10 protein-coding genes are annotated in these 12,407 nt (G+C 43.9%); 7 read left to right on the top strand and 3 right to left on the bottom strand.

What is annotated here, in order from left to right; genetic code table 11:
• Positions 1-302: 302 nt before the first annotated feature.
• Together I5907_RS17575 and I5907_RS17570 are read left to right on the top strand one after the other, a co-directional pair.
• A complete protein-coding gene (locus I5907_RS17575; RefSeq protein ID WP_196992107.1) occupies positions 303-935 on the top strand; it encodes a precorrin-2 dehydrogenase/sirohydrochlorin ferrochelatase family protein in 633 nt (210 codons plus the stop codon).
• Positions 936-1,272: 337 nt separating this feature from the next.
• Positions 1,273-3,189, top strand: coding sequence for a M4 family metallopeptidase (locus I5907_RS17570; RefSeq protein WP_196992106.1), 1,917 nt, complete (start codon positions 1,273-1,275; stop codon positions 3,187-3,189).
• Between the two features lie 228 nt (positions 3,190-3,417).
• Here I5907_RS17570 and I5907_RS17565 read toward each other — a convergent pair whose 3' ends face one another.
• Positions 3,418-4,266, bottom strand: coding sequence for a DUF6089 family protein (locus I5907_RS17565; protein WP_196992105.1), 849 nt, complete (start codon positions 4,264-4,266; stop codon positions 3,418-3,420).
• A 371-nt stretch (positions 4,267-4,637) separates the two neighbouring features.
• Between I5907_RS17565 and I5907_RS17560 the strand changes: the two genes are divergently transcribed.
• From I5907_RS17560 to I5907_RS17540, 5 genes are all read left to right on the top strand, one after another.
• Positions 4,638-5,075, top strand: coding sequence for a hypothetical protein (locus tag I5907_RS17560; RefSeq protein WP_196992104.1), 438 nt, complete (start codon positions 4,638-4,640; stop codon positions 5,073-5,075).
• A 233-nt stretch (positions 5,076-5,308) separates the two neighbouring features.
• Positions 5,309-6,814, top strand: coding sequence for a CCA tRNA nucleotidyltransferase (locus I5907_RS17555; protein ID WP_196992103.1), 1,506 nt, complete (start codon positions 5,309-5,311; stop codon positions 6,812-6,814).
• Positions 6,815-7,026: 212 nt separating this feature from the next.
• Entirely contained in the window at positions 7,027-7,611 is a 585-nt protein-coding gene (locus I5907_RS17550) for an IS1096 element passenger TnpR family protein (protein ID WP_196992102.1), read from the top strand.
• 59 nt (positions 7,612-7,670) lie between these two features.
• Positions 7,671-8,564, top strand: a complete 894-nt coding sequence (locus I5907_RS17545; RefSeq protein WP_196992101.1) for an SDR family oxidoreductase — start codon at positions 7,671-7,673, stop codon at positions 8,562-8,564.
• Between the two features lies 1 nt (position 8,565).
• On the top strand, positions 8,566-9,351 hold the full coding sequence (locus I5907_RS17540) for a CHAD domain-containing protein (protein WP_196992100.1): 786 nt from the start codon (positions 8,566-8,568) through the stop codon (positions 9,349-9,351).
• A gap of 125 nt (positions 9,352-9,476) precedes the next feature.
• Here I5907_RS17540 and I5907_RS17535 read toward each other — a convergent pair whose 3' ends face one another.
• Both I5907_RS17535 and I5907_RS17530 read right to left on the bottom strand, forming a co-directional pair.
• On the bottom strand, positions 9,477-11,414 hold the full coding sequence (locus I5907_RS17535; protein ID WP_196992099.1) for a T9SS type B sorting domain-containing protein: 1,938 nt from the start codon (positions 11,412-11,414) through the stop codon (positions 9,477-9,479).
• A 144-nt stretch (positions 11,415-11,558) separates the two neighbouring features.
• The gene (locus I5907_RS17530) at positions 11,559-12,407 is read right to left on the bottom strand and encodes an ATP-binding cassette domain-containing protein (protein ID WP_196992098.1); all 849 of its coding nucleotides are present in this window, start codon (positions 12,405-12,407) and stop codon (positions 11,559-11,561) included.

The raw sequence follows: 12,407 nt of genomic DNA, 5'->3' as shown, positions 1-12,407 counted from the left end.
ATGTGTTGACTATAAACCAAACCCCGCATCCCTCTCAATCCTGGGAGGGAGCAAGGTGCGGTTATATACGAAAAGATTTTTTTGTTAACCGGCTGCAGAACATATATCGGGCTCCTGTTGTGTCACTCACTTATACTCTATCACTTTATTCAGCTTTCCCCGGTTCAAACAGCGTATACAAATCCAGCTTCAATCGCTGCCAACCAATTACGTTCACCATTTCGCCAGCATTATACTAACGGAATATTTTGAAAGATGATTTTAAAATGCGTCACTTAAAGTTGTTGGTGTAATTTGCATCTATGAGTGATCATATCCATTCTCATCCTCCGGTTGAAGCAGCCAAATCAGGTGTCAACAACTTGTTCCCCGTGTTCTTCAAACTCGAGCAAATGCGTGTGTTATTAATAGGTGGCGGCAATGTGGCGCTGGAAAAACTGCAGGCAATTGTAAACAATGCACCGGCAACAAAAGTTACTGTGGTGGCAAGAGAAGTGTTTGATGTATTCAGGGAAGAGGCAATTAAATATGATACCGTAGAGATTATTACCGGTGCTTACCATCCGTCTTACCTGGATAGTTGCGATCTTGTTATAGCCGCGGTTAATGATATACCCACCAGCGAAATTATAAGGAACGATGCCAAAGCAAAAGGCAAACTCATAAACGTTGCAGATAAGCCGGCACTTTGCGACTTTTATCTTGGCTCTGTTGTAACCAAAGGAAACCTCAAACTTGCAATTTCCACCAATGGAAAATCGCCAACAGTGGCAAAGCGTTTAAAAGAAGTATTCAACGAAATGCTCCCCGAAGAACTGGAAGATGTACTTGAAAACCTGCAGCAGATAAGGAACAGTCTAAAAGGAGATTTTACCAATAAGGTGCACCAACTCAACGAGATTACAAAAGTGCTGTTAGATGAAAAAAAAATATAATTCAATCAACTCTGCTGTTTTTTTCTTTTAGTATTATTTTTTTACCATTTGTTTAATTGAATACAAACTTTCTTATTTTAGTTCCGTCAACACAAAATTGTCTGTTACCTTTTGAAGCAAAAGTAGCTGCAAACTCCGATTGTAAATTTTCCCGGATTTAATTGCCATCGATAAAGATGGATAATGCGTTAACCGTATGCAGCAGGCTACGGTATGCACCAGTGCTATGCGATGACTTTTTTTGAACCAGGCGACCTTTACAGGACCCGGAAGATAACTATATAACAACAATGATCTTATACGTGCAAAATTTATTCCTCTATAAATTCAAATCAAAATGAAGAAACATTTACTTACGTTGGGTTTGCTTGCGCTGCTGATGCAGGCCGACGCTCAAAAGAGCCTGCTGCCTGCTATTAAAGGAGAGAAAGGTATTTCCAAACAGTATGCTGTTTTTACTGACAAAGAACAGGTGCCATTTAATGCCAGATCTGCAAAAGCAGTTTTAGGCCTTAACGACAAATCAGATCTGGTGCTCTACAGTACAGAAACAGATAAGCTAGGTTTTACACATTACCGGTTTTACCAAACGTACGCAGGTGTACGCGTAGAGAACACCATGCTGGTGGCACATGTAAAAGATGGTAAGCTCGTATCAGTCAGCTCATCACTGGTAACAGACTTCAATGCTGACCTGTCTTCGAAACTTGCACTCAAGACAATTGCCGGCGCAGATGCTGTTGCAAAAGCAATCCGGCATACGGGTGCCACCGTTTTTGCATGGCAGGATGCAGATATGGAAAGTGCATTGAAAGACCAGGAAGGCATTGCCGCAACGTATTATCCAAAAGCTGTAAAGGTTTGGTACAATGAAAATGATGTATTGAACGCATCAACGTTAAAGCTGGCGTACAAAGTAGATGTATACACCCAGGAACCGAAGATAAGCCGTGCTTATTATTTTATAGATGCACAAACAGGCGCGGTAATTGGCAGGCGCGAAAGAATGCATACAACAGATGCTGTTGGTACGGCAAACACTTTATACAGCGGCACGCAAACTATCCACTCAGACCAGACAGGCGCAAATGCTTACAGGCTAAGGGATTATTCCCGCGGGCTGGGCATTATAACAAGGAATGCAAAAAACAGAGCAGAAATTACCAGTCCCTCTGCAAACTGGAACCTTGCACTGCCGGATCAGAATGGCCTGGATGCACATTGGGGTGTTGAAATGACCTATGATTTTTACAAAACAAATTTTAACCGCAACAGTCTTGACAATAATGGACTGGCTTTGTACAGCTATGTAAATAAAGGTGGTTTCTTGTACAGGGACAACGCATCATGGGACGGAACAGCAATGAACTACGGTAAACGTTCCGGTGCTGCCAATAAAAACAAGGGTGTTACAGGTATTGACGTTACCGGTCATGAGTTAACACACGGTGTTACTGAATATACCTGCAACCTCGTATATAGCGGCGAATCTGGTGGTATGAACGAAAGCCTGAGCGACATTATGGGTAAATCAGTTCAGTTCTGGACAAAACCAACAGACAAAGACTGGCGCCTTAGCAATGACATGGCATGGTTTATACGCGACATGAGCAACCCTAATGCTTACCAGCAGCCGGATACTTATGGCGGAACATTTTGGAAAGCCGGTGCAGACGTACACATCTTAAGCGGTGTAGGAAACTTTATGTTTTACCTGCTGGTAGATGGTGGTACAGGCACCAATGATAAAGGAGATGCTTACAGCGTGCAGGGATTAGGTTTGAGTAAGGCAGACCAGATTCTGTATCGCTCACAAAGCGTATATCTGGTTTCTTCATCTAATTATGCTGACTGGCGTGTGGCATGTATCAATGCTGCAACAGACCTGTACGGCGCATCATCCAATGAAGTAGCACAGGTGAAGAATGCGTTTTATGCAGTAGGTATTGGTGCTGCTGCGCCGGGCAGCATTGTGGCGGCAGATTTCAAAACAAATATTACCATGTCTCCCAACCCGGTAAATGGCGGTGTTTCTACCGTGAAGTTTAACCTGGTAAAAGATGGTAATGTAATATTGAAAGTCTACGACCGTACGGCCAATGCAGTACAGACCTATAACCTGGGTAACAGGCAGAAAGGTGATGTTGCTTACAGGCTTACGAGGGCGGCAGAATTAAAAACCGGCGATTATTTTGTAAACGTAGAGCAGGATGGTGCTGTAATCGGTCGCCTGAAATTTATTGTATTGAAGTAAAGATTCAACAAACATAAAACACAATAGCCGCCTTTTGAGGCGGCTATTTTTTGTATCAGTAACAGGTAGTAAGAAGATGTTTGTTTGGGTACTTCCACCAACGTTTAAATGGTTGTGTTATGAATGCCTTTGTATAAACAGATCGCTACAGCTGCCATAACAACGGAACGTACAAGAGAGTGACACAACAGGCGACGCCACGAAGCACCCATGCCGGTTACAAAAAAATTACAACTTAACGGGCGGGCAATTTTTATAATATTTACCGGAAGTTTTGTTTTGAGAGCTATTGCCAAAAGGCAGGCGGTAAGAAATGCGGAACATGAGAAAATAGTACGCGTCATTCTGATCAGGATTACCTCTTAGTGCGCCTTCGCCCGGGAAGGGGATCGGTGGTTTTAATTCATCGCCACGATAAGATAACATGGCACTGCGCGAACCGAGTAAATCCAGATCCGGATAATTTGTACTAACATCATCCAGGTAATCGGTGAAAAGATTGCGCAGGCTGAATTCTGCGGCCACTTTAATATTATCGCTCAATGCAAGTTTTACACCTCCCCCAACAGGAATATTGATGTGCGTTCTCCGGTACACCTGGCGGTCAGGATAATTTGGTAAACCCTGCCCCTCTGTACGCAACCCCCGCAGGAAAGCTTTTCTGCCCAGTGTATCGAATGTGTAAGGGCTAAACCTGTAAACACCCACACCGGCAAACACGTACGGTACCAGCTTATGCGTGTAATTATCCAAAATATCGTATTCTGCCACAAGGTTTACTTCCTGCAATATGGTTTTAAAGTTTAGGTTGCGTATGATGTGGCTGTAGATTTTCGAGTTCTTGTCATCGGCGCCAAGGTTGGTATACGTAAATTGTCCGCGTAAGAAGAGCTTATTGGTAAGCTCGTAGCTTAAACCCAGCGCCACGGCTGGTTTTGCCCGTTGTAACGTAAAACTTTTATCCTCCAGTTCTCCTGCATAGTTGGAAACACCACCCAGTAGGTTAACGTGAAATCTTTGAGCATTTGTAGCAATAACGGTGAGCAGGGTAATAGCAAATAAGATAGCTTTCTTCATAGTCGGTGCGTGTACGGCAATAATTATGCCCTGTTATAAATAATAAGGCGCAACGAAATTACTGCAATTAATCTTGCTGCAAAATGTTTAAGGAAAAGCAAAAAGTTTACTGACCGTTTACATCGTTGTCTGATCCGTAAAGGTGCGTGTTAACGATTGAGAAAAGCACCGGTTGTATCACTGCGAAACAGTTTTTGTATCGAAAGCGAACAACCCATATGCGTGTACCGGTTTTAAGTGTTTTAGTCAATAACAGTTCATCCCTTTTATTTTACCGCTCATCAGCGCATTTACGCCTTTCGTTGCGTGGTTAACAGTTTTTAACCAACATCGTCATGCCCTTTGCCAATATTAAGTCAAACACATTTATTATGAAAAAGCACTTGTTATATGTTACGGTTGCAATGGTACTTGCAATAGCTGCTATGGGCAAACAGGTGATTGCTCTTATGACACCAGCCAAACCAGTTGAAAAAAGCGTATCGTTTGCCTTGTATAAAGAAGGCAATTATGCAGCAGATATTTACCATAATACCTTTGCCGGCGTGCATATTGTTATTGAAAAAGTAAATGGCAAAAGCAGGAAGAAGGTTTGGGATAAAACTTTCGATGCACAAATGCTGCAGCAGTACCCCAGCATGCAGGAGGCCATAGCCCAAACGGTAAGCATTTCAAATGTTTTTGACAACAAAGAACACCTGGAGGTTTCTTACACACTTACTTACAACACCAAAGGAAGTGAGTTGCAAATGCAAAGCGGCATTGTGGTAAAAGGCAATGGCAATGACAAAGTTTATATTGGAATTTAGACTAACAGAAGAGCCTTTACAACAACCGTTAAAACATGAATGGAGCATTTTCAATGCTCCTTTTTTTTTATTGTGTAACCGGCTGCATTGCTACTATTGATCGTCCCTTGCGTCGCACTCCTGTACTGTATCTCATTATTCGGCATATGCAATGTTCGCAGCGGAATCTTGTAACCTGCAGATGCCTTGCACACCGTTTTATTCAGTTGGTTCCAACACTTATCTTTGTCGCAATGGATATTCAGTGTACCGGTAAAGAATTATTTATACTTAACAAGATCGCAAAAGCCGCCGAAGAACTAAACGTGGAATGTTACCTGATCGGCGGTTTTGTGCGGGATAAAATTATTGGCCGCCCCACAAAAGATGCAGACATCGTTTGCCTGGGCGATGGCATTGCACTGGCGCATAAAGTGGCCGAACGGTTTAAACCTAAACCAGCCGTTGCGTTTTTTAAAACCTTTGGTACGGCACAGATAAAGATCCATTCATTTTTTAAAGACCAGGACGAGATACCGCTTTTCCACGATCGCGAAGAAGAAAGTATTATTGAAGACAGCGATGCAGATAAACTGAGTTTCGAAATAGAGTTTGTAGGCGCCCGCAAAGAAAGTTATAACCGCGATAGCCGCAAACCAATGGTGGCGCCGGGCACGCTGGAAGATGACCAGAACCGCCGGGATTTTACCATCAACGCTTTGGCTGTAAGCCTTAACCAGCAAAACTTTGGCAAGCTGGTTGACCCCTTCAATGGTATAAAAGATATAGAACGTGGTGTAATACAAACCCCGCTTCAGCCCGCTGAAACATTTAGCGACGATCCTTTGCGCATGATGCGCGCCATTCGTTTTGCCACGCAACTGGAATTTATTATTGCGTATGATACATTCGAAGCCATTAAACAAAATGCCGAACGCATCAGCATTGTTTCTCAGGAACGCATCACCGACGAGCTAAACAAGATCATGCTTTGCCGCAAGCCGTCTATCGGTTTCGATCTGCTTAGCAAAAGCGGCTTACTGCAACTTATCTTTCCGCAAATGATGTTGCTGCACGGTGCCGAGTATGTAGATGGCAAAGGCCATAAAGACAATTTTTATCACACGCTGCAGGTGATCGATAATATTGCCGAAAAGACCAATGACCTGTGGCTGCGCTGGGCAGCTTTGCTACATGATATTGCAAAACCTGCCACAAAACGCTTTGAAGAAGGCCATGGCTGGACGTTCCATGGCCACGAAGTGGTAGGTGCGCGCATGGTACCAAAAATTTTTTCCAAACTGAAGCTACCGCTGAATGAGAAGATGAAAATGGTGCAAAAGCTTGTGGCGCTTCATTTACGGCCTATCAGCCTTACCAAAGAAAATATTACAGACAGCGCGGTAAGAAGATTGTTGTTTGAAGCTGGCGAGGATATTGATGCACTAATGTTGCTCTGCGAGGCAGATATAACCAGCAAGAACAAATACAAAGTAAAGCGCTACCTGCAAAACTTTGAAATGGTGCGCCAGCGCATGAAGGAAGTGGAAGAAACAGATCACCTGCGCAACTGGCAACCACCTGTTACGGGCGAACTTATTATGCAGAAGTTTGGCATACCGCCTGGTCGTAATGTTGGTATAATTAAAGACGCTATACGGGAGGCAATACTTGATGGCATAATACCCAACGATTACCATGCAGCCTATATGTTTATGCTGGAAAAAGCAAAAAGCCTCGGTTTGCAGGCCGTTGAATAAGTTGTAGTTTCGTACATGACTGTTAAGTACGAAAGATGATTGCTCTGCTGGTGCAGGTTGCACCCTTGCCGAAAAGGGATAAGAACGTACAAGTGAGTGACACAACCAATGCCTGATAGTAGCAGTACAGCTTGCAAAATAAAATCTTACTTTTATCGAATATCGAAACGGCAGTTCTGCCGCAAACGCATAAAACCGAAATCAACAACAGGATGGCAATACTTAAATTCAGGGTTTATTTTGAGGAAGATGATGCAGTGTACAGGGATGTAGTGATACGCCACACCCAAACATTTGAAGACCTGCATTATGTGATATTAAAAGCTTACGAGTTTGACAGTAAGCACCAGTCAACTTTTTACCGTAGTAACGACCACTGGGTACGTGGCCGGGAAATATCTTTTGCCAGGTACGAAAAAGATTATGTGGCCCCGCCATTGCTAATGGCAGAAACCACGATAGGCAGCGAGATCAGAGACACCAGCCAGAAATTTATATACGTGTACGACTTTGCTAAAAACTGGACGTTTATGGTGGAACTGATCAATGTGAGCAAAGAGGAAAACGCACGTACCGTATATCCCTCTGTAAGCAGGGTAGAAGGCATCGGGCCGCAGCAATATGGCACACGCAGCCTGCTGGGCGATAAATTTGCTGACATTGAAGAGAAATACGACCTGACCAAAGGTGCAGAAGGATTTGGGCTGGAAGGCACCGGCGATGGTGACAGCGATGAAGATGAATTTGGTGGCAGTACAGAAGAAAGCACCAGTGAAGAAGGCGGCGAAGACTATTAATAAACTGTAAACTTTCTATTAATTTATTCAATATGCCAATAGCTTATTAAATTGGCAGTATGAAAATGCTGATTACAGGCGCCAATGGTTTTCTCGGTCAACACCTTACGTTGTACCTGGCAGATAAAGGTTACGATATATATGCCTGTAGCAGGGGCGAAAGCCGCATTCCTTCAAAAGTTCCTTATACCTATTTTCCCGTTGACCTTACAGACAGGCCTGCCGTAGCGCAGTTGGTTGCGGCGGTAAAGCCAGATGTGCTGGTGCACACGGCAGCCAATAGTAAGCCCGATGATTGCCATATAAACCGCGAATGCTGCCTGCTGCAAAATGTAGAAGCTACCAAATATTTATTGCAGGCGCTTAAAGAACACACACCCGGCGCAAAGTTTATCTATGTGTCCACCGATTTTGTTTTTGGAGAAAACGGCCCCCACGCAGAAGACGATGAAAAAGGCCCGCTCAACTTCTACGGCGAAAGTAAACTGCTGGCAGAACAGGCCGTACAAAGCAGTGGATTAGCTTATGCTATTGTAAGACCGGTTTTTATTTACGGTCCCGTATGGAACGGTGTTCGCTCCACTTTTTTGCATTGGGTAAAAAACAACCTCGAGCAGGGCAAAGCTATTAAAGTAGTGAGTGACCAGTTGCGTACGCCCACTTTTGTCACAGATATCTGCAAAGGCATAGAAGCAATTGTAACACTGCAGCAGCAGGGGGTTTTTCACCTGGCAGGCAAAGACCTGCTTTCGCCGTATAATATGGCGGTTGCCGTGGCTTCGTTTTTACGCCTTGATGCAGCACTTATTGAAAATGTAACGTCTGAAACTTTTATAGAACCGGTACAAAGAGCAAAACGTTCGGGTCTCAGCATCGCCAAAGCAAAGCAGTTGCTGCAATATGATCCCGTAGATTTTGCAACAGGGGTAGCGCTAACTTTCAATAACCAATAGTATGGATACTCCACTGGAGAAATATTTTGCACAAAGAGTAAAAAACCTCTTCAATAACCTGCACGATTTTGAGTTAAACGGCGATGAACCTTCCCTGCACGATCTGCGTGTAGAGATCAAAAAGCTGAGGGCCATCATTAAATTCCTGGGCACCATTTATCACAAGCAACAGTTGAAAAAACCTGCTCACTTAATCCGTTCTGTTTTTCAAAAAGCCGGCGAGGTAAGAGAAAGCCAGTTGCTGCAACAATGGCTGCAAAAACACGAGTTTGGTATTATAGAACATACCTATTTCCCGCAGGAAAAGCTCGATTTTCTTGTGGCCCAATTCAGGCAAAATGCACCGCGCTATAAAGATGATTTTAAAGAGATCGTGGAAACACTTTCCAAATTTGTACACAGCACCAACGAGATTTTAGCCGAACAATATTTTACAGACCTCAATGCACAGGTTGAAAAGCTATGTCGTAAAAACCTGCCCGGCGCAGAGTGGCACGATCTGCGTAAGCTCATTAAGCAACGCATTTATGCATACAACTGGGTAAGGCACGAGGCAGAAAATGACGACCCCAACTTTGCCTATTACAATAAGCTACAGGAAAATATCGGCATCTGGCACGACCTGGAGATCATCAAAGACAATTTTTCTCAGAAGCAGGTTTACCTCTCGCAGGATATTGAGGTGCAGAAAGAATTCAATATAGCGTGGGAGAAGCTGACCGCTGCCCATAAGTACCGCGAAAAACATGTGGAAGAGCTGCTGGCACGCACGGCAATACAGGATTAACATTCGTCGAAAAAATATTTATACCGGCATGCGTTTTCCATGGAATCATCGTTGCGTCGCAATCACTTTATCTGCAGTTTTTCATGGCAGCAGTTCCAGGTCACTATCCCGTGCATAAAGCATTATCAGCGCAATATCGTCAGCGAACCTTTTAATGGCGCAAGTTTAAGTTCACCGGCAGATTTAAGGTCAATTACATAGTAGTAGGTGCCCACCGGCAGGTCAGTATTATTGAACTTACCGTTCCATGCAGTATAACTACCTTTCGAGGTAAACACTGCTTTCCCATAACGGTTGAAAACACTTACAACAGCATCAGGGTAAGCATCAAGGGCCAGTATCTGCCATTTGTCATTTATGCCATCATTGTTGGGCGAGAAAGCATTTGGCACAACCACCTTCTTATATACTTTTATAAATACATTGTCAGAAGCAATCCCACAACCCAGTTCAGAATATACATTCAATGTATAGGTAGCATCTGCAGGCGGTGTAACCAAAGGAGTTAAACTCACAGGATCACTAATGCTGGTATTTGGTGCCCAGTTGAAGGTAATACCTGTACCTGTTGCTGCGCCTTCCAGCGCTATACTGTTACCTTCCATGATCACCTTATCGGGACCTGCATTTGCCACAGGCAAATCATACACAAATATTCTCACAGAATCCTGTGCAGTGCAGCCTGTATTGTTGTCTGTAACGGTTAGTGTGTAAGTGGTACTGTCGGCAGGTGTTACAGTTGGGTTGGCAATATTGGTAGCAGATAAACCGGTTGATGGCGACCAGGCAACTGTGCCATTTGCAAAAACTCCGTTCAACGTTGTTGAGCGGCCCGCACAAATACCGGCATCACTGCCGGCATTGGCAGCAGGCTTTGCTACCACCGAAACAACAGTGGAATCGGTTTGCACACAACCTGCTGCAGATGTAACGGTAACATAATATTTGCCTGCGGCACCAAATGGCGTTGGCTGAATAACAGGCTGGGCAACTGATGAAGAAAAGTTTCCAGGCCCTTTCCAACTGTAAGATATGCCACCTGTTGCGGTAAGTGACAATGCTGCATCTTCGCAAACCGGGCTATTGCTGCCTGCCGTGGTCACAGGTTTGCTTTCTACATTGAACTTAATCACGTTAGAGTAAATGCGGCATAGTGCTGATGAGATGTTTTCTTTTTCTGCCACTGCCATCCTGTAATAATAGGTGCCTGTTGGTGTTGGTGTGCGGGTATATGTTGCAGCAGTAGCCCCGCCAATATCGCTCCAGTTAACATTATTAGTGCTTAACTGCCATTGGTAGGCAGGATCAGTATAGCCTTGTGTAATGGCACCAGTGAGTGTATAAGATTTTGAATTGTAGTCGCACAGGTCTTTTACGTCTATAACAGACTCTCCCTGTATGGAAGCTTTAACTTCCGGCCCGCATGGCCTGAATGTAATATCATCCAGCGCAAGGTCGTTACCGCAACCACCGTCTGCATTGTTCCTGATACGTACAATTACATCGGTAAGGCCGGCAGGTGTTTCAAAGAAAAAACCGTACTGCTTCCATTGCGGGCTGTTCTGAGACGGGATGGAACCTGTATTGTATTTCTGGAGTGTATCGCCCTGCAGGTTTTGGATGTAAAATGTAAGATCAGGCGTAATGCCGGCAGCGTTGCATGCAGAGGGCTTTAGAACATTTACCACCCAGGCGGCAAACTCGAACGTTGTTTTCGGGCAAAGTCCTCTCACCGTATCAACATAAAAATCGCCTTTTTGCAGCGATGCATTTACCAGCATAAAATAGCCGCTTCCATTGCCTGTGTGGTCTTGCACCAGGCTGTGCCAGCTATCTCCAAAGCATGACGAAGTACTGTTGCGCACAGCATAAAATCCGTCATTCGGGCAGTCGTTTGTAACAAAGCCATAACCTGTAGGGAACGAAAGTGTTGGTCCCGGGTTTGGGCCTGAGCCAAAATCAATTTTAACCACGGGATCGCCGAGGCTGCCCTGGCATAACTGTGCGGAAAGACGATGCGAGAAGGCAATCAACAGGAAGAGGAGGCTGAAACGGATTATCAATGGATGGTTATTTTGATAAAAATAAGTTATTGCACTTTATTCTAAAGATTGAAAGTCAGTAAATTATTTTTGCATGTACACGTATGGCGATATTCGCCGGAAGATAGTAACAGCGATTTGACTATTGGCTGCTGTTACGCAGAATCATGATCGCAGCATAATGTCTTTTATTTCTTTTACCAGATCAAGATGTGCTGATGTGAAACTGTCGTGCCATGCCAGGCCCAATGCTTTAAGATCAAAATGTTTTAAAAGCGTACCTACATTATTGTTGTGAACACTTTTGTCATAACCCAATACATAAAGAGAGTCAGCCAGCTCAACAGCCAGTTCTATATCATGTGTGCTGAATATAACAGTGTTTAATTCATGGCTGTCATTAATGAGTTTAAACGCATCTTTTACGTTTGCAATGTTTCCAACATCTAAACCGGAGAAGGGTTCGTCCAAAACCATATAGTATCCTGAGCTGAGCAACTGTTCCAGCAAGGCAGTACGTTGGCGCTGGCCGCCAGATAGTTCGCATGGGTATTGATCTTTTGCTGATTCAAGACCCCACTGCTGCAGGTGATGCATTATTTTATCATGTTTTTGCTCTTTGCTTTCTGGCGACTGCCGCAATGAAAACATAAGTGCCTGGTAAATGGTTTTATGCCTGAAGAGCGTATATTTCTGGTCTACGAACCCAACATCTCCTTCTGCTACTTTTTTGGCAGGTTGCTGGCCGTTTACAATTTCTTTCGAAAAATCTGGTATCAGAATGTTACCTGATGTAGGCGTTATAAGCCCGGTTAATGCTTTGAAAAAAGTAGATTTGCCACGTCCGGATCTTCCTACAACAGCAATAGTTTGCCCCTGCTGTTTGCCGGGTCTGTAACAATTTTTTTCTTCAAGGTTAATGTTTTGAATAATTGTCTTATTACCATAAGCAACACTTAAATGCTCTACGTGCAGGATGGTTTCCTTCTGTTCGTATTCGTACTTGGGATTCAT

Origin of the sequence: Panacibacter microcysteis (assembly GCF_015831355.1) — a bacterium.
Taxonomy (GTDB): Bacteria; Bacteroidota; Bacteroidia; order Chitinophagales; family Chitinophagaceae; genus Panacibacter; species Panacibacter microcysteis.
This window is presented reverse-complemented; position numbering and strand designations above follow the sequence as displayed.